The organism is Pseudomonas sp. L7 (assembly GCF_046605565.1).
Classification (GTDB): domain Bacteria; phylum Pseudomonadota; class Gammaproteobacteria; order Pseudomonadales; family Pseudomonadaceae; genus Aquipseudomonas; species Aquipseudomonas wayambapalatensis.
Genome location: NZ_CP176784.1, coordinates 3,889,420 through 3,907,490, shown reverse-complemented (window position 1 = coordinate 3,907,490; position 18,071 = coordinate 3,889,420). Strand labels below are relative to the sequence as shown.

14 protein-coding genes and 5 tRNA genes are annotated in these 18,071 nt (G+C 61.8%); 15 read left to right on the top strand and 4 right to left on the bottom strand.

The window, feature by feature from the left end; translation table 11 throughout:
* Positions 1-52: 52 nt before the first annotated feature.
* From aruF to astE, 6 genes are all read left to right on the top strand, one after another.
* Entirely contained in the window at positions 53-1,072 is a 1,020-nt protein-coding gene (gene aruF / locus ACK3BK_RS17980; protein WP_186666478.1) for an arginine/ornithine succinyltransferase subunit alpha, read from the top strand.
* Between the two features lie 62 nt (positions 1,073-1,134).
* Complete coding sequence (astA, locus tag ACK3BK_RS17975; RefSeq protein WP_186666477.1) at positions 1,135-2,163, top strand: arginine N-succinyltransferase; 1,029 nt, start codon at positions 1,135-1,137, stop codon at positions 2,161-2,163.
* Entirely contained in the window at positions 2,160-3,626 is a 1,467-nt protein-coding gene (gene astD, locus ACK3BK_RS17970) for a succinylglutamate-semialdehyde dehydrogenase (RefSeq protein WP_411384490.1), read from the top strand. The genes astA and astD overlap by 4 nt, the downstream gene beginning before the upstream one ends.
* Before the next feature lie 22 nt (positions 3,627-3,648).
* Complete coding sequence (astB, locus tag ACK3BK_RS17965; RefSeq protein WP_186666475.1) at positions 3,649-4,998, top strand: N-succinylarginine dihydrolase; 1,350 nt, start codon at positions 3,649-3,651, stop codon at positions 4,996-4,998.
* A 14-nt stretch (positions 4,999-5,012) separates the two neighbouring features.
* On the top strand, positions 5,013-5,303 hold the full coding sequence (locus tag ACK3BK_RS17960; protein ID WP_186666473.1) for a topoisomerase II: 291 nt from the start codon (positions 5,013-5,015) through the stop codon (positions 5,301-5,303).
* 11 nt (positions 5,304-5,314) lie between these two features.
* Complete coding sequence (gene astE, locus ACK3BK_RS17955) at positions 5,315-6,322, top strand: succinylglutamate desuccinylase (protein ID WP_186666472.1); 1,008 nt, start codon at positions 5,315-5,317, stop codon at positions 6,320-6,322.
* A 4-nt stretch (positions 6,323-6,326) separates the two neighbouring features.
* Here the strand turns inward: astE and ACK3BK_RS17950 are convergent, their stop codons facing one another.
* A complete protein-coding gene (locus ACK3BK_RS17950; protein WP_186710981.1) occupies positions 6,327-7,520 on the bottom strand; it encodes a M91 family zinc metallopeptidase in 1,194 nt (397 codons plus the stop codon).
* Between the two features lie 357 nt (positions 7,521-7,877).
* Here ACK3BK_RS17950 and alaS point away from each other — a divergent pair, with 357 nt between their 5' ends.
* The 8 genes from alaS to mgtE all read left to right on the top strand — a co-directional run bounded on the left by alaS (position 7,878) and on the right by mgtE (position 14,637).
* On the top strand, positions 7,878-10,502 hold the full coding sequence (gene alaS / locus ACK3BK_RS17945; protein ID WP_411383004.1) for an alanine--tRNA ligase: 2,625 nt from the start codon (positions 7,878-7,880) through the stop codon (positions 10,500-10,502).
* An 84-nt stretch (positions 10,503-10,586) separates the two neighbouring features.
* Positions 10,587-11,822, top strand: a complete 1,236-nt coding sequence (locus ACK3BK_RS17940) for an aspartate kinase (RefSeq protein ID WP_054891921.1) — start codon at positions 10,587-10,589, stop codon at positions 11,820-11,822.
* A 173-nt stretch (positions 11,823-11,995) separates the two neighbouring features.
* A complete protein-coding gene (gene csrA, locus ACK3BK_RS17935) occupies positions 11,996-12,184 on the top strand; it encodes a carbon storage regulator CsrA (RefSeq protein ID WP_043209419.1) in 189 nt (62 codons plus the stop codon).
* A 72-nt stretch (positions 12,185-12,256) separates the two neighbouring features.
* Positions 12,257-12,347: transfer RNA gene (locus ACK3BK_RS17930), tRNA-Ser, on the top strand.
* A gap of 107 nt (positions 12,348-12,454) precedes the next feature.
* A tRNA-Arg gene (locus ACK3BK_RS17925) sits at positions 12,455-12,531 on the top strand.
* A gap of 72 nt (positions 12,532-12,603) precedes the next feature.
* Positions 12,604-12,680 (top strand) — tRNA-Arg (locus ACK3BK_RS17920).
* A 73-nt stretch (positions 12,681-12,753) separates the two neighbouring features.
* Positions 12,754-12,830: transfer RNA gene (locus ACK3BK_RS17915), tRNA-Arg, on the top strand.
* Positions 12,831-13,194: 364 nt separating this feature from the next.
* Complete coding sequence (gene mgtE / locus ACK3BK_RS17910) at positions 13,195-14,637, top strand: magnesium transporter (RefSeq protein WP_186666469.1); 1,443 nt, start codon at positions 13,195-13,197, stop codon at positions 14,635-14,637.
* Between the two features lie 88 nt (positions 14,638-14,725).
* Here the strand turns inward: mgtE and ACK3BK_RS17905 are convergent, their stop codons facing one another.
* A complete protein-coding gene (locus tag ACK3BK_RS17905; RefSeq protein WP_029613963.1) occupies positions 14,726-15,052 on the bottom strand; it encodes an Arc family DNA-binding protein in 327 nt (108 codons plus the stop codon).
* Between the two features lie 629 nt (positions 15,053-15,681).
* On the opposite strand from ACK3BK_RS17905, the gene ACK3BK_RS17900 reads away from it, so the two are divergent.
* Positions 15,682-15,753 (top strand) — tRNA-Arg (locus ACK3BK_RS17900).
* Positions 15,754-15,872: 119 nt separating this feature from the next.
* Here the strand turns inward: ACK3BK_RS17900 and ACK3BK_RS17895 are convergent.
* Both ACK3BK_RS17895 and lpdA read right to left on the bottom strand, forming a co-directional pair.
* The gene (locus ACK3BK_RS17895; RefSeq protein ID WP_288376149.1) at positions 15,873-16,436 is read right to left on the bottom strand and encodes a hypothetical protein; all 564 of its coding nucleotides are present in this window, start codon (positions 16,434-16,436) and stop codon (positions 15,873-15,875) included.
* A gap of 254 nt (positions 16,437-16,690) precedes the next feature.
* On the bottom strand, positions 16,691-18,070 hold the full coding sequence (gene lpdA, locus ACK3BK_RS17890; RefSeq protein WP_411383003.1) for a dihydrolipoyl dehydrogenase: 1,380 nt from the start codon (positions 18,068-18,070) through the stop codon (positions 16,691-16,693).
* Between the last annotated feature and the right edge of the window lies 1 nt (position 18,071).

Sequence of the window (18,071 nt, the reverse complement as noted above, 5' to 3'; positions counted from 1 at the left end):
CGCCGTTCTTCCGTGCCGACCGGGTCGGCCCGTATTCCAAAGGAGTGACACCATGCTGGTGATGCGCCCCGCGCAAATGGCGGATCTGAATGAAGTGCAGCGCATGGCTGCCGACAGCCCCATTGGTGTCACCTCGCTGCCCGATGACGCGGGCCGCCTGGGCGACAAGATCGCCGCCTCGGAAACCTCCTTCGCCGCCGAGGTGAGCTTCAACGGTGAAGAGAGCTATTTCTTCGTGCTTGAAGACAGCACCTCCGGCAAGCTCGCCGGCTGCTCGGCCATCGTCGCCTCGGCCGGCTATTCCGAGCCGTTCTACAGCTTTCGCAACGAAACCTTCGTGCACGCCTCGCGCGAGCTGAAGATCCACAACAAGATCCATGTCCTGTCGCTGTGCCACGACCTGACCGGCAACAGCCTGCTGACCAGCTTCTACGTATTGCCCGAACTGGTGAACAGCGGCTGGGCCGAGCTCAATTCGCGCGGTCGCCTGCTGTTCATGGCCTCGCATCCCGAGCGTTTTGCCGACTCGGTGGTGACCGAGATCGTCGGCTACAGCGACGATCAGGGCGAGTCGCCGTTCTGGGACGCCATCGGGCGCAACTTCTTCGACCTCAACTACGCCGACGCCGAGCGCCTGTGCGGGCTGAAGAGCCGGACCTTCCTCGCCGAGCTGATGCCGCACTACCCGATCTATGTGCCCCTGCTGCACGACGAAGCCCAGGAAGCCATGGGCCAGGTGCACCCGCGCGCGCAGATCACCTTCGACATCCTGATGCGCGAGGGCTTCGAGACCGAGCACTACATCGACATCTTCGACGGTGGTCCGACCCTGCATGCGCGCACCTCGGCGATCCGCTCGATTGCCCAGAGCCGCGTGGCGCCGGTCAGGCTTGACGATACGCCAGTCAAAGGCGGCCGCCCCTACCTGGTGTGCAACGGCCAGTTGCAGGACTACCGCGCCGTGCTGCTGGAGCTGGACTGGGTGCCGGGCAAGCCGGTGGCACTGAGCAATGAAGCTGCCGACGCCCTGGGCGTCGGTGAAGGTGGCAGCGTCCGTCTGGTTGCCGCCTGAGCCTGCGCGAAGCTGGCAAGCGCGATTCGCGGCAGGCAGAGGCCGCCGCACAAGGAGATAGTATGATCGTTCGTCCTGTACGCAGCAGCGATTTACCTGCGCTGATCGAATTGGCCCGCAGCACCGGTACCACTGGGCTGACCACGCTTCCTGCCAACGAGGAGCGACTGGCCCGCCGTGTCGGCTGGGCCGAGAAGAGCTTCAGTGGCGAAGCCGAGCGCGGCGACACCGACTACCTGTTCGTGCTGGAGAACGACGAAGGCCTGGTGGTCGGCATCAGCGCCATCGCCGGCGCCGTCGGTTTGCGCGAGCCTTGGTACAACTATCGGGTCGGTCTGACGGTCAGCGCTTCGCAGGAGCTGAACATCTACCGCGAGATCCCGACCCTGTTCCTGGCCAACGACCTGACCGGCAACTCCGAGCTGTGCTCGCTGTTCCTGCGCAGTGACTACCGCAGCGGGCGCAATGGGCACCTGCTGTCGAAGTCGCGCATGCTGTTCATCGCTGAATTCCCTGACCTGTTCGGCAAGAAGATCATCGCCGAGATGCGTGGCATGTCCGACGCTGCCGGTCGTTCGCCGTTCTGGGAAAGCCTGGGCCGTCACTTCTTCAAGATGGAATTCAGCCAGGCCGACTACCTCACCGGCGTGGGCAACAAGTCGTTCATTGCCGAGCTGATGCCCAAGTTCCCGCTGTACACCTGCTTCCTGTCGGAGGCTGCGCGCAGTGTCATCGGGCGTGTGCACACCGACACCGAGCCTGCGCTGGCGATGCTCAAGCGCGAGGGCTTCAACTATCAAGGCTACGTCGACATCTTCGATGCCGGCCCGGCGATCGAATGCGAGACCGCGAAGATCCGCGCCGTGCGCGAGAGTGAGACCCTGGTACTGGCGGTCGGTACGCCGGGTGACGACGCCACCCCTTACATCATTCACAACCGCAAGCGCGAAGACTGCCGCATCACCGCAGCGCCCGCGCGCCTGGCGGCCGGGACATTGGTCGTCGATCCGCAGACTGCCAAGCGCCTGCGCCTGGGCGTTGGCGATAACGTTCGCGCTGTGCCGCTGACTGCACCTCGGGAGGCCCAATAATGACCACGCATTACATCGCCGGAAACTGGCAGGCCGGCCAGGGTGACGCCCTGCAATCGCTCGACCCGGTCAGCCAGGCCGTGGTCTGGCAAGGGCAGGGCGCGGCGCCTGCTCAGGTCGACGCTTCTGTGCAGGCGGCGCGCAAGGCCTTCCCGGCCTGGGCGCAACTGAGCCTGGAGGCGCGCATCGCCGTACTAGAAGGCTTTGCCGACCAGCTCAAGGCCAACGCCGAGGAGCTGGCCCGCTGCATCGGTGAGGAAACCGGCAAGCCCTTGTGGGAGTCGGCCACCGAAGTCACCAGCATGGTCAACAAAGTGGCGATCTCAGTGCAGAGCTACCGCGAACGCACCGGTGAGAAGAGCGGCCCGCTGGCGGACGCGACCGCCGTGCTGCGCCACAAGCCGCATGGTGTGGTGGCAGTGTTCGGCCCATACAACTTCCCCGGCCACCTGCCTAACGGTCATATCGTGCCGGCATTGCTGGCGGGCAACTGCGTGGTGTTCAAGCCCAGCGAACTGACCCCCAAGGTCGCCGAGCTGACGGTCAAGTGCTGGATCGCCGCCGGATTGCCGAGCGGTGTGCTCAACCTGGTGCAGGGCGCGCGCGAAACCGGCGTGGCGCTGGCGGCCAACCCGGGTATCGATGGGCTGTTCTTCACCGGTTCCAGCCGCACCGGCAACCTGCTGCACCAGCAGTTCGCCGGTCGCCCGGACAAGATCCTGGCGCTGGAAATGGGCGGCAACAATCCGCTGGTGGTCGATGAGGTCAAAGACCTGGACGCCGCGGTCTACACCATCATCCAGTCAGCGTTCATTTCGGCCGGGCAGCGTTGCACCTGTGCCCGCCGCCTGCTGGTGCCGCACGGCGCCTGGGGTGACAAGCTGCTTGCGCGCCTGGTCGAGGTCAGTCGCAGCATCAGTGTCGGCGCCTTCGATCAGCAACCAGCGCCGTTCATGGGTTCGGTGATTTCGCTGCAGGCTGCCGCTGCCTTGCTGGCGGCGCAATCCGAACTGCAGGCCAAGGGCGCGCAGGCGCTGCTGGAAATGACCCAGCCAAAGGCCGGTGCGGCCTTGTTGACGCCAGGCATCCTCGATGTGACGGCAGTTGCCGACCGGCCCGACGAAGAGTTCTTCGGCCCACTGCTGCAGGTGATTCGCTACAGCGACTTCGACGCCGCGATCGATGAGGCCAACAACACCCAGTACGGCCTGGCAGCCGGGCTGCTGTCCGACTCGCGCGCCCGTTACCAGTACTTCTGGCTGCGCAGCCGCGCCGGTATCGTCAACTGGAACAAGCAACTCACCGGCGCCGCCAGCAGCGCACCGTTCGGTGGCGTGGGGGCCAGCGGCAACCATCGGGCCAGTGCCTATTACGCGGCGGACTACTGCGCCTATCCTGTGGCTTCGCTGGAGACCGCCAGCCTTGCCCTGCCGGCGACCCTGACGCCGGGCGTCACCCTATAACAACAGGTCTCGGAGCTAGCCGATGAAATCCTATGAAGTGAATTTTGATGGCCTGGTGGGGCCAACCCACAACTACGGCGGCCTCTCGTACGGCAACGTGGCCTCGCAGAGCAATAGCCAGCAGTGCTCCAATCCGCGAGAAGCGGCGCGCCAGGGCCTGGCGAAAATGAAAGCCCTGATGGAGATGGGCTTCAAGCAAGGCGTGCTGGCCCCGCAGGAACGACCGGATGTGGCTGCCCTGCGCCGCCTGGGCTTCACCGGCAGCGACGGCGAAGTGATCCGTCGCGCCGCCAAGGAGGCCATGCCACTGCTGGTCGCCAGTTGCTCGGCCTCGAGCATGTGGGTGGCCAACGCCGCCACCGTCAGCCCCAGCGCCGACACGGCAGACGGCCGGGTGCATTTCACTGCAGCCAACCTCAACTGCAAGTACCACCGCAGCATCGAACACCCGACCACCAGCCGTGTGCTGGCGGCGATGTTCGCTGATGAGCAGCATTTCGCCCATCATGAGGCGCTGCCGGCGGTGGCCCAGTTCGGCGACGAGGGTGCGGCCAACCATACGCGTTTCTGCCGTGCGTACGGCGAGTCGGGCGTGGAGTTCTTCGTCTATGGCCGCAGCGCCTTCGATGCGCGCTACCCGGCGCCACAGAAGTATCCGGCGCGCCAGACCCTCGAGGCCTCCCAGGCTGTGGCCCGGTTGCATGGCCTGGGCGAGCAGGGCGTGGTCTACGCTCAACAGAATCCGGCGGTGATCGACCAGGGTGTGTTCCATAACGACGTGATTTCGGTAGGCAACGGCGAGGTGCTGTTCTACCACGAGGACGCCTTCCTCGAGACCGACACGGTGCTTGGCCAGCTGCAAGCTAAACTGGCTGCAAAGGGCGGCAACTTCCAGGCCATCCGCGTGCCGCGTTCGGCCGTGACGGTGGAAGACGCAGTGCGTTCGTACCTGTTCAACAGCCAGTTGCTGTCGCGCGACGACGGCTCCATGCTGCTGGTGGTGCCCGAAGAGTGCCGCAACAACGAGCGGGTGTGGAGTTACCTGAACCAGCTGACCGGCCAGCAGGGCGTGGTGAAGGAGGTCAAGGTGTTCGACCTCAAGCAGAGCATGCAGAACGGCGGTGGCCCTGCCTGCCTGCGCTTGCGCGTGGCCCTGAAGGAAACGGAACTGGCGGCGGTCAACCAAGGCGTTATCATGACCGCCCCGCTGTACGACACCCTGGTGCAGTGGGTCGACAAGCACTACCGCGACCGCCTGGGCGAAGCTGACCTTGCCGACCCGCAATTGCTGGACGAATGCCGTACGGCACTGGATGAGTTGACCCAGATCCTGAAGTTGGGTTCGGTCTATCCGTTCCAACGCCAACCTTGATAGAGAGAATTGCAATGTCCGACGCCCTGCGCCTGATCCTGGAAGATGAAGACGGCACCCAGCTGGAAACCTCCTGCACCCGCTTTGCGGTGGTCTGGCAAGGCAAGGAGGTCTGGATTCAGCAGGATGGCCGCGGTCAACTGCTGATCGGTGTCGATGTCGAGGAAGGCGATACCGAGTACGCCAACCTGCTGCTGCGCCCGATGGCCACCAACCTGGTCAGCCTGCAACTGGAGATGGAGCCTGCCGAGGTCGGTGAAGACGACGATCACGTGCACGGTCCGGACTGCGGTCACCACCACTAAGGAAATACCCTATGCTCGCCCTCGGCAAACTGCTTGAGCTGACCCTGACCGATCACGAACCGGCCGAGAAGACCCAAGTGACCCCCAAGGGCGTGCGTTTGCGCTGGTTGGGGGAGGGCGCGCTGGAAGTGCGTCCGGCCGAGAGCGAGGATTGTGGGCTCGACCTGTTGTTGTCGGCCGGCATCCATGGCAACGAGACCGCGCCGATCGAGTTGCTCGAGCGGCTACTGCATGGTGTGGCCAACGGCAAGATCAAGCCGCGTGCCCGGGTGTTGTTCCTGTTCGGCAATCCAGCGGCGATACGCAAGGGCGAGCGCTTCATCGAGCAGGACATCAATCGCCTGTTCAACGGTCGTCATGAGCTTTCCAGTGGTTTCGAGGCGCTGCGCGCCGCGGAACTCGAGCAGTTTGCCCGGGTGTTTTTCAGCAAGCCCGAGCGCACTCGCCTGCATTACGACCTGCACACGGCCATTCGTGGTTCGAAGATCGAGCAGTTCGCGCTGTACCCGTTCAAGGAAGGGCGCAAGCACTCACGGCGCGAGCTGGCGCGCCTGGCGGCCGCCGGCATGGAAGCTGTGCTGCTGCAGAGCAAGTCGTCGATCACCTTCAGCGCCTTTACCTATGAGCAGCTCGACGCCGAAGCCTTCACCCTGGAGTTGGGCAAGGCCCGTCCGTTCGGGCAGAACGAGCAGGTCAACCTCGACAAGCTCGAGACGCGCCTGGTGCAGTTGATCGAGCATACCGAACCTGAGACCGAGCAGAGCCTCGATGGCCTGAAGCTCTTCAGTGTCGCCCGGGAAATCATCAAGCACAGCGACAGCTTCCACCTGCACCTGCCGGCGGATATCGAGAACTTTTCCGAGCTGAGCAAGGGCTATCTGCTGGCCGAGGACCTGGCCGAAACACGTTGGATCGTGGAAGAGGAGGGGGCACGTATCATTTTCCCCAACCCAAAGGTCAGGAACGGTTTGCGGGCAGGGATCCTGATCGTGCCGGATTCCGGGCAGCGCCTGGGATAGGTGTTCAGGGGTAGGTCAGTCTCGGTGGTAGGCCCAGTTCGTGTCGCAAGGCATTTTCGTTGAACGGCGCAGGATTGGTGTCGGTGTCAGGGGTCCTTGGGTCGTCGTCGAAATCGAACAAGGAACCTGGGTTTTCTAGTCCGACAGCCAAGCGTTCGATGTTGTCGTTTACGCTTCCGGTCGCGAAGTTCCAGACGTGACAGAGCTCATGGTAGAGCATCACCAGCGAGGGTGCATCGAGCCTGGAGGCTAGCGGGTTGTAGCCGACTTCGCAGTTCAGGATGCGGTCGCCTCGTGCGCCGTTTCGGATTGTCGGGTCCCCTTGGGCAGGATCAAATCGAGCATAAGCATTGTCCATCGCTGATGTCGGCGTAATGACGACTTTCACCTTGTGCGCCACCAACTGTTCCAGAAGCACCGAGGCACTCGGGCTGGCCCGTAGCATCACCAGTTGGCGCCTGACTTTGTCGGTGTACGCGGGATCACCCTGGATATCGAAGGTTTCGAGGTATTCCGCTGGTAGCTCTGCAGCGTATGCCTCGTAGAGCAGTGGTGCGTTGAAACCCTCCTCGACGAGAATGCTGGTGGCGTTGCCGTAGAGTCGATCGTCCAGTGGCCCTGTTGACAGGCGATTATGTCCGGCGAAGGCCTCGATGGTCGCATTGCCCGCGTTGACCCTGATGACATCGTCGCCAGCGCCAGCATACAGCGTGCTGTGGGCGGCGGCGCTGTGCAGGGCGTCGTTGCCCTTGCCGCCATCGATTTCCGCTTGCCGGACCCCCTCTACCACGATGTGGTCATCGCCTGCCCCGGCATCAATGAGCACCGAGCCGGCATTCAGGGGCTGGCCGTCAGGAGGCAATTGGCCCTCGATCCGGATGCTGTCGTTGCCATCACCGGTCTCTATCACGATGCGGCTGTCGAGGGTGGATTCGACAAATACGTTGTCGTCACCGGCGCCGGTGCGGATATGCAGCATCTCTGTTTTTGCCAGTGCCAGCGTATAGCGGGCGCCTTCGATGCGCAGCACGATGCCTTCGGGGCTTGGATGAACCGACAGTTCGGTGTCTGGGGCCAGTGCTTCGATCAGCAGCGTGTGGTCATGGCGACTGATCGCCAGTGGGCCGCTTCTGTATGGCAGTCGTTGTGTCAGCACAAGGCCGGAAGGGGTGTGGATCTTCAGGTCTTCGGGCGCCATGGGCGTCTCCTTTCATGGGGGAGATTGCATTCTGGCGTTGGTTCGGTGGTTCCAGTGGTACTCATGTACCGCCTGAATAATCAGCATGAGAAGGCGGATGAAGGGGATTTAATTTGCCGCCTATTCCCTTTTCCCTTCCTCTGGGCGGTAATTGGCTTGTCAGTGACGAAAGCCGCGATTTAGCATCCGCTTATGTCGTTTTTGCCCGTTCGCAACGGAAAAACTGTCCGATTGCCGGTTTCCATCGCATAAACACACTGCACCTCGATTGCAGGACCGATATAATGCGGCCCTTTGCCGTCGTTTCGTCGATCCGACGCGTTAGCCCAAACGGCCGCCGTTTCCGTGGAAGAACCTATGAAAAGCGCAGAAATCCGTGAAGCCTTCCTTCGCTTCTTCGAAGAGCAGGGACATACCCGAGTCGCCTCCAGTTCGCTGATCCCGAACAACGACCCAACCCTGCTGTTCACCAACGCAGGCATGAACCAGTTCAAGGACTGCTTCCTGGGTGCCGAAAAGCGTGCCTACACCCGCGCTGTCAGCAGCCAGAAGTGCGTGCGCGCCGGTGGCAAGCACAACGACCTGGAAAACGTCGGCTACACCGCGCGTCACCACACCTTTTTCGAAATGCTGGGCAACTTCAGCTTCGGTGACTACTTCAAGCGCGACGCGATCACCTTCGCCTGGACCTTCCTGACCTCCGACAAGTGGCTGAACCTGCCCAAGGAAAAGCTCTGGGTCACCGTCTACGCCACCGACGACGAAGCCTACGACATCTGGACCAAGGAAGTCGGCGTGCCGGCCGAGCGCATGGTGCGCATCGGTGACAACAAGGGTGCTCCTTACGCTTCCGACAACTTCTGGACCATGGGCGATACCGGTCCTTGCGGTCCGTGCACCGAGATCTTCTACGACCACGGCGCCGACATCTGGGGTGGCCCGCCCGGCTCGCCGGAAGAAGACGGCGACCGCTACATCGAGATCTGGAACAACGTCTTCATGCAGTTCAATCGCACTGCCGACGGCGTCCTGCACCCGCTGCCCGCCCCGTCGGTGGACACCGGCATGGGCCTTGAGCGCATCAGTGCGGTCATGCAGCACGTGCACTCGAACTACGAGATCGATCTGTTCCAGAGCCTGCTCGACGCCGCGGCCCAGGCCATCGGTTGCCGCAACGAAGAGCAGTCGTCGCTGAAAGTGGTCGCCGACCACATCCGTTCCTGCGGCTTCCTGATCGCCGACGGCGTACTGCCATCCAATGAAGGCCGTGGCTATGTGCTGCGCCGCATCATTCGCCGCGCCTGCCGCCACGGCAACAAACTTGGTGCCAAGGGCAGCTTCTTCCACAAGGTCGTGGCTGCACTGGTCAACGAGATGGGTGAAGCCTTCCCCGAGCTCAAGAACCAGCAGGCGCACATCGAGCGCGTACTCAAGACCGAGGAAGAACAGTTCGCCAAGACCCTCGAGCAGGGCCTGCGCATCCTCGAGCAGGACCTGTCGCAGTTGCAGGGCAAGGTCGTGCCGGGCGACGTGGTGTTCAAGCTGTACGATACCTACGGCTTCCCCATGGACCTGACTGCCGACATCGCCCGCGAGCGTGAGCTGACCATCGACGAAGCCGGCTTCGAGCGCGAGATGGACGCCCAGCGCGAGCGCGCCCGCTCGGCCAGCGCCTTCGGCATGGACTACAACAGCCTGGTCAAGGTCGATACCGCCACCGATTTCCTCGGGTACAGCACCACCGAAGGCCAGGGCAAGATCATCGCCCTGTACAAGGATGGCCAGTCGGTCGATCAGCTGGGCGAAGGCGAGGAGGGCGTGGTCGTCCTGGATCGCACGCCGTTCTATGCCGAATCTGGCGGTCAGGTCGGTGACAGCGGCTACCTGCAGGCTGGGGCTGGGCGCTTCGACGTGCGCGACACCACCAAGACCGGCGGTGCCTTCCTGCACCACGGCGTGGTCGCCAGCGGCGCGCTGCTGATTGGTGCCCCGGTCGAGGCTCGCGTGGATGCCGACGTGCAGCACGCCACCTCGCTGAACCACTCCGCCACCCACCTGCTGCACGCTGCACTGCGTGAAGTGCTGGGCGAGCACGTCCAGCAGAAGGGCTCGCTGGTCGACAGCCAACGCCTGCGTTTCGACTTCAGCCACTTCGAGGCGGTGACGCCTGCGCAGATCAAGGCCCTGGAAGACATCGTCAACCGCGAAGTGCGCAAGAACTCCGCGGTCGAAACCATCGAGACCGATATCGAGACCGCCAAGCGCAAGGGCGCCATGGCGCTGTTCGGTGAGAAATACGGCGACACCGTGCGTGTGCTGAGCATGGGCGGCGACTTCTCGGTCGAGCTGTGCGGGGGTATTCATGCCAAGCGCACCGGCGATATCAGCCTGTTCAAGATTATCAGTGAAGGTGGCGTAGCCTCCGGTGTGCGTCGTATCGAGGCGATCACCGGTGCTGCGGCGCTGGCCTACCTGAACGCTGCCGAGGAGCAGGTCAAGGAAGCTGCGCAACTGGTCAAGGGTAACCGCGACAACCTGATCGACAAGCTGTCGGCTGTGCTCGAGCGCAACCGTCAGCTGGAGAAGCAGCTCGAACAGCTGCAGGCCAAGGCCGCCAGCGCCGCAGGGGACGATCTCTCCAGTGCGGCCGTTGAGGTCAAGGGTGCCAAGGTGCTTGCCGCTCGCCTGGATGGGCAGGATGGCAAGGCGCTGCTGGCGCTCGTCGATCAGTTGAAGAACAAGCTCGGCCATGCAGTGATCCTGCTGGGCAGCGAGCATGAGGGCAAGGTCGTGCTGGTGGCCGGCGTGACCAAGGACCTCTCCAGCCAACTCAAGGCTGGTGACCTGATGAAACAGGCCGCTGCGGCGGTTGGCGGCAAGGGCGGTGGTCGTCCGGACATGGCCCAGGGTGGCGGCGTCGACGTCGCTGCACTGGATCAGGCCCTGGCACTGGCCGTGCCGTTCGCCGAGCAGGGGCTTTGAGATGACGCGCCCCGTAGTCTTGTTGCGGGGCGCGTCAGGAAGGATTGTTTACTGGGTGCCCTTCGTGGGCTGAGGCACTTTGAAATGGCGTTGATCGTACAGAAATTTGGCGGCACCTCCGTCGGCTCCATTGAGCGGATCGAGCAGGTGGCCGACAAGGTCAAGAAACACCGCGAGGCGGGCGATGACCTGGTGGTTGTGCTGTCGGCCATGAGCGGGGAAACCAACCGCCTGATCGACCTGGCCAAGCAGGTCTCCGATCAGCTGGTTCCGCGTGAACTGGACGTTATCGTGTCGACCGGCGAGCAGGTGACCATCGCGCTGCTGGCCATGGCGCTGATCAAGCGTGGCGTGCCGGCGGTGTCCTACACCGGCAACCAGGTGCGCATCCTGACCGACAGCGCGCACAACAAGGCGCGCATCCTGCAGATCGATGACCAGAAGATCCGCGCCGACCTCAAGGCTGGCACCGTGGTCGTGGTCGCAGGTTTCCAGGGTGTCGACGAGCACGGCAACATCACCACCCTCGGGCGTGGTGGCTCCGACACTACCGGTGTTGCCCTGGCGGCAGCGCTGGGTGCCGACGAGTGCCAGATCTACACCGACGTCGACGGCGTCTATACCACCGATCCACGCGTGGTGCCGCAGGCCCGTCGCCTGGAGAAGATCACCTTTGAAGAGATGCTGGAAATGGCCAGCCTCGGTTCCAAGGTGCTGCAGATCCGTTCGGTGGAGTTCGCCGGCAAGTACAACGTTCCGCTGCGCGTGCTGCACAGCTTCAAGGAGGGTCCGGGTACCCTCATTACCATCGATGAAGAGGAATCCATGGAACAGCCGATCATTTCCGGTATCGCCTTCAACCGTGATGAGGCCAAGCTGACCATTCGCGGCGTGCCGGACACCCCGGGCGTTGCTTTCAAGATCCTCGGCCCGATCAGCGCCGCGAACATCGAAGTGGACATGATCGTGCAGAACGTCTCGCACGATAACACCACCGACTTCACCTTCACCGTGCACCGCAACGAGTACGAGAAGGCTCTGAGCGTGCTCGAGAACACCGCGCGCGAAATCGGTGCCCGTGAAGTGATCGGCGATACCAAGATCGCCAAGGTGTCGATCGTCGGCGTCGGCATGCGCTCCCATGCGGGCGTGGCCAGCCGTATGTTCGAGGCCCTGGCCAAGGAGAGCATCAACATCCAGATGATCTCCACCTCCGAGATCAAGGTGTCGGTGGTGATCGAAGAGAAGTACCTGGAGCTGGCCGTACGCGCGCTGCATACCGCGTTCGAGCTCGATGCGCCTGCTCGACAGAGCGAGTGACGCATTGCCCTGGGGGGCGCGGCTCTGGCCGCGCCCTTCGCGTTTCTGGCGGTCATGCAGGTTACTGTCCTTTCCTGCCTGACCGCCGATAAAGAGGGCTGGGCCTTCGTCCCGAGCTGCCCTCTGTTTCCAACAGACTGTTGTCCCTGAATGAACTGCGTGAGGAGAAAGCTATGTTGATTCTGACTCGTCGGTGCGCCGAGAGCCTGATCATTGGTGATGGTGAGATCACCGTGACGGTCCTGGGTGTCAAAGGCAACCAGGTACGAATCGGTGTGAGTGCCCCTAAGGAAGTGGCTGTTCACCGCGAGGAAATCTACCTGCGGATCAAGAAAGAGAAGGACGAAGAACCAACCCTTTAATTTTTTTGAAGTTTTTTTCAAAAAAGGGTTTGCAAACGGGGAAGGGTCTGGTTAATATACGCCCCGTGTTGCGGTGAGGTGGCCGAGTGGCCGAAGGCGCTCCCCTGCTAAGGGAGTATACCTCATAAGGGTATCGGGGGTTCGAATCCCCCCTTCACCGCCATTCTTCGTGTAGGGCGCTGTAATCGGTCAAAACGCTTAAGTCGTTGAAATTAAACGAAAAAGTACTTGGCAAAACGATTTGGCGAACTATAATGCGCGGCAAGACACGGACTCATAGCTCAGCTGGATAGAGTACTCGGCTACGAACCGAGCGGTCGGAGGTTCGAATCCTCCTGAGTCCGCCATACAATGAGGCGGTTTTCTTTGGAAGACGCATCATTTCACCAGTGGTAATCTGGTCTAAAACTACCATCGACGGACTCATAGCTCAGCTGGATAGAGTACTCGGCTACGAACCGAGCGGTCGGAGGTTCGAATCCTCCTGAGTCCGCCACTTTCTGAAGTGGTTTTGCTTGTCAAGGCAGCTTCAAAAACCAGTGGTAATCTGGTCTAAAACTACCAACCACGGACTCATAGCTCAGCTGGATAGAGTACTCGGCTACGAACCGAGCGGTCGGAGGTTCGAATCCTCCTGAGTCCGCCACACCAAAAAGCCCGCTCCTGTAGCGGGCTTTTTCTTTTCTGCCGTTTCACGGATTTGTCAATGCCACACGGCTAGACTCCGTATGAACACCACTGCACATCGATGTGCTTTTTCGCTGCTGCCTGCCGTCGCACTGTTGGCTTCGAGCGTTGTCACAGCTTTATCGCGCAAACGATTGTTCCGGCCAAAAATTTAAGCGATCTGACAGCTTGAGCAGTGTATGATTGCGCCCGTCAGCCCCGCCGGGGCTTGTGGAATACCACCATGGACTTACCCAGTAGTTACCCCTTAATACGCGTTATCAAGCCAGATCTGACCGATTGATTCTCCCGGCGTGCTCCGCTGCTGGGAGTGGAGTTCGCCTATGACCGAAGTCGAAGTAAAGAAAGTCCAAGAGAGCCTGCAGGATCGCCTCGCCCAGGTGATCGAACTGCTGCAGCGCCAGCGCGTCGTTGAAGACCTGACTCATCGTCAGGAAGGTCAGCACAACGACCTGGTGGAAAACCTCGTCCACCGCCAGAACCTGGTCGAGCTGCAGCGCAAGCTCGATGATCTGCACCCCGCCGACATCGCCTACATCCTCGAAGCCTTGCCCCTGGAAGATCGCCTGACGGTCTGGCAACTGGTGCGCTCGGATCGCGACGGCGACATCCTCCTCGAAGTCTCCGACGCCGTGCGTCAGACGTTGATCGCCGACATGGACGATCACGAGCTGCTGGCTGCGGCCAAGGAAATGGACGCGGACGAACTGGCTGACCTGGCGCCTGAGCTGCCGCGTGACGTCGTCCACGAGCTGATGGAAAGCCTCGATGCCCAGCAGCGCGAACGCGTGCGTTCTGCCTTGAGCTACGACGAGGAGCAGGTCGGTGCACTGATGGACTTCGAGATGGTCACCATCCGCGAAGACGTCAGCCTGGAAGTGGTACTGCGTTACCTGCGTCGGCTCAAGGAGCTGCCGGGGCACACCGACAAGCTGTTCGTGGTCGATTACGACGGCATTCTGAAGGGTGTGCTGCCGATCAAGCGTCTGCTGGTCAACGACCCGGACAAGAAGGTGGCGGAGGTCATGGCGACCGACCCTGTCAGCTTCAAGCCCGAGGAAGATGCCTACGATGCTGCCCAGGCTTTCGAGCGTTACGACTTGGTTTCCGCACCAGTGGTCGACAAGAGCGATCGTCTCATTGGTCGTCTGACCATTGACGAGATGGTCGACCTGATTCGTGAAGAGAGCGAGAGCGAAGTCCTCAACATGGCCGGTCTGCGCGAAGAAGAAGATATCTTCGCCTCGGTCTGGCGCTCGCTGCGCAACCGTTGGGCTTGGCTGGCGATCAACCTGATCACCGCCTTCGTCGCCTCGCGGGTGATCGGCCTGTTCGAAGGTTCGATCGAGAAGCTGGTGGCGTTGGCGGCATTGATGCCCATCGTGGCCGGTATTGGTGGCAACTCGGGTAACCAGACCATCACCATGATCGTGCGCGCCATGGCGTTGGACCAGGTCTCGCCAGGCAATACGCGTCGCCTGATGCGCAAGGAGCTGGCGGTATCCTTGCTCAATGGCTTGATCTGGGGTGGGGTGATCGGGATGGTCGCGTTCCTGCTCTACGGCAGCTGGTCGTTGGGTGTTGTGATGACCGCAGCCATGACCTTGAACCTGCTGTTGGCGGCGTTGATGGGGGTGTTGATCCCCATGACCCTGGCACGCCTCGGGCGCGACCCTGCGATGGGGTCGAGCGTGATGATTACCGCCGTAACCGACAGCGGCGGCTTCTTCATCTTCCTCGGCCTGGCGACACTGTTCCTGCTCTGATGGGCAGTGTGCAGCGCCAGGAAGGGCTGATTCGGCTCAAACGAAAAAAGCCAGCTTGCGCTGGCTTTTTTCGTGGGCGTTGGAAACCTCAGGAGGCGTCGGCTGCCATTTCCACATCGTGAGCGATGAGGGCGACCAGCGCGTTCTGCTGGCGGTGGGTGAGTTGACGGAAGCGTTGCAGCAACTCGCGTTCGTGCAGGGACAGTTCAGGGCTGTCCAGGCGCATGCTCAACTCGTCGCCCAGTGCACCTTCCTGGATGAGGCTTTGCTCCAAGCGGGCGATGATTTCGGAGTTCATGCTGCGGTGATGGTTGCGCGCTACCTCGGCAATGCGCTCACGCATCCCGTCAGGCAGGCGGACGACGAATTTGTCAGCGGTGCGGCTGGAGTAGATAGCCTGTTTCATTGGGCGCATATAAATTGACCGGTTGTTCTGGTTCAGGGGAAGCGGTTCTCAAATTGGCCGCACGGTAGTCGGTACGACCGTCGCGACGACAAAATGTTCAACCGTGATGTGATTTTGGATGCTCATCTTGCCTCATGGTCGCCGTTTCCTTGGCGTCAATTCTGTGACAAATAGTGATCCGGGTAAAGGCTTTCTGCCAGTACCAATTATCAGAAATGAGTACTGGTTTGAAAAGTTTTACTCTTTCCCATCTCGACCCTCTGTCAGGCCTTTGCTGTCAAAATCTTGTAAAACTTGGCAAAGGCCTGGTGAAAATCATAAAACTCGCAAGATTTCCCTATCCTTGAGCATAGTGGCTATGCAACATGACGCAAGCGTTCCCCATCAGGCCGAAGCGCCCGACGTTCACGTTTTGACCGCGCCTACGCAAAAAATTCCCTGACGATGCCATTAATATGCAATTGAATCGCCGGGCAGCGTGGAGACGGCGAGAAAACGCAGAAATGGACTACATCGAAATGCCAGTCTCGGGCATGACAAACGGTCGAGCGCTGGTTACCATGCTCGCCGCTGACCGCCTGCGCCGTTTCGGATGGCTTCTCCAAGCCACTGAATTTGCGTAGAATGCGCGACGTGATGTCCCCTTAGTTCAACGGATAGAACAAGCCCCTCCTAAGGGCTAGATGCTGGTTCGATTCCAGCAGGGGACACATCCTTCGCAATTCCGCCTACCACTCCCTGTTGCCGTCTTTCCAGCGCTGGACGAATCGCAGAGATTCGCCACGACGCACGACGACCGGTATCGCACCGGCCACCGTGATCATGTCGTTCAGACCGACAGTGCCTTTTCCTTGTCTTCCTGCTGCTTGCTGGTCTCGCTGGCCTGGGTCATGTCGGCCGTGTTGGCGGCTGCACGTTCAGCCTGCTGCTGCAGCTTGGCCTGGGTCTTGAGTTCGACGTCTTCTTTCATGCGCTGGGCAATCTGTTCGTCGATCTTCTGTTTCTTCTCCGGAGGCAGGGCGTTGTAGTCCTCTTCAGTCATCCCAAGCTCCTGCAGGATCTTCTCCTTGATCTTTTCCTCCGGCGACTTGGACATGTAGTCGCGGAACTCCTGCAGGGCGTTGCTGGCCGGCTGCTTAGATGCACTGGCTTGCTGGCGCGCGGCGATATCGGGGTTCTGCAGGGCGACCTTGAGCTTGGCGAAGGCTTCCTGGCGGGCGTCTTCGGCGTTCTGCTGCGAGGTGTTGCCTTGGCTGTTCTGTTGGGCTGTCGTGTTGCTGGTGGCCAGGGCCTGACGCTGCGGCAGGATATCGGCCTGGACAGTGTCATGGTTGACCCGGTGCGGTTGTTGTACCGCAGTCTGCCAGCCCAACCCATTGAGGCTGATCATCATGTGTTTCCTCCTTGGATGGTAAAACGCGCAGAGCTAGCGGCAAAACCTGTGCCAGACTACCGAAGCCAGAAGCGGCGAGGGCTGTAGCTGGATTGCGCTGAGCGCCAGGGCAGCGGATTGCCCGCAGGAGGAAGTGGCTTGCCGCTATCGGCAAACAGGCTGATGGCAACACCCGTGCCTTGCCGCAGGCAAAAAAAGACCCACCGCACCCAAGGTGCGACGGGTCAAGTCGGCTTTCGCCGCTTCAGTGCTGTTCAGATATGCAGTGCGTGCCCCAATGCCCGCAATGCAGCCTCCTGCACGGCCTCGCCCAGGGTCGGATGGGCATGGATGGTGCCGGCCACGTCTTCCAGCCGCGCGCCCATTTCCAGGGATTGGGCAAAGGCAGTGGAGAGTTCGGAAACCGCTACCCCGACTGCTTGCCAGCCAAGGATCAGGTGGTTGTCGCGACGCGCGACGACACGCACGAAACCGCTTTTCGACTCAAGGCTCATCGCCCGGCCATTGGCGGCGAAGGGGAACTGCGCAACGATGCAGTCCAGGCCCAGCGCGGCGGCTTGGTCCGGGGTCTTGCCGGCCACCACGACTTCCGGATCGGTGAAGCACACTGCGGCAATCGCAGTGGGCTCGAAGCGCCGAGTCTTGCCAGCGACAAGTTCGGCGACCATCTCGCCCTGGGCCATGGCCCGGTGCGCGAGCATCGGTTCGCCGGCCACGTCACCGATCGCCCAGACGTTGCGCATGCTGGTCTGGCAGCGCTCGTCGATGGCGATCGCCGCACCGTTCATCTTCAGTGCCAGGCTCTCCAGGCTGAAGCCCTGGGTGCGTGGCCGACGGCCAACGGCGACCAGTACCTGATCGGCCTCCAGGCGCAACTGTTCGCCTGCGCCGTCGCGCGCCAGCAGGCAGCCCTGTTCGTAGCCTTCCACGCTGTGTCCCAGGTGCAGCGCGATGCCGAGTTTTTTCAGCGACTCGGCCACCGGTGCGGTCAGCTCGGCGTCGTAGGTGGGCAGGATGCGATCACGCGCTTCTACCACGCTCACGCGCGCACCGAGCTTGCGGTAGGCGATGCCCAGCTCCAGGCCGATATAGCCGCCGCCGACCACCACCAGGTGTTGCGGCAGGCTTTTCGGTGCCAGGGCCTCGGTAGAGGAGATCACCGGCCCGCCCAGCGGCAGCATCGGCAGCTCGACGCTGCTCGAGCCGGTCGCCAGCAACAGGTGTTCGCACTGGATGCGCTGGCCGTCGACCTCGACGTTCTTGCCGTCGAGGATCTTCGCCCAGCCATGGAGCACCTTCACGCCATGTTTCTTCAGCAGGGCAGCCACACCGCTGGTGAGGCGGTCGACGATGCCGTCCTTCCATTCGACGCTGCGCGTGATGTCCAGGTGCGGTGCCGAGACGCTGATGCCCAGCGCCGAACCTTCGGCGTAGCGGCGGGTCTGGTGGAACTGCTCGGCCACGTGGATCAGCGCCTTGGATGGGATGCAGCCGATGTTCAGGCAGGTGCCACCCAGCGCCTGCCCTTCGACCAGCACGGTGGGAATGCCCAGTTGCCCGGCGCGGATGGCGGCCACGTAGCCGCCGGGGCCACCACCGACAATCAGCAGGGTGGTATCAAGAATCTGTTGCATG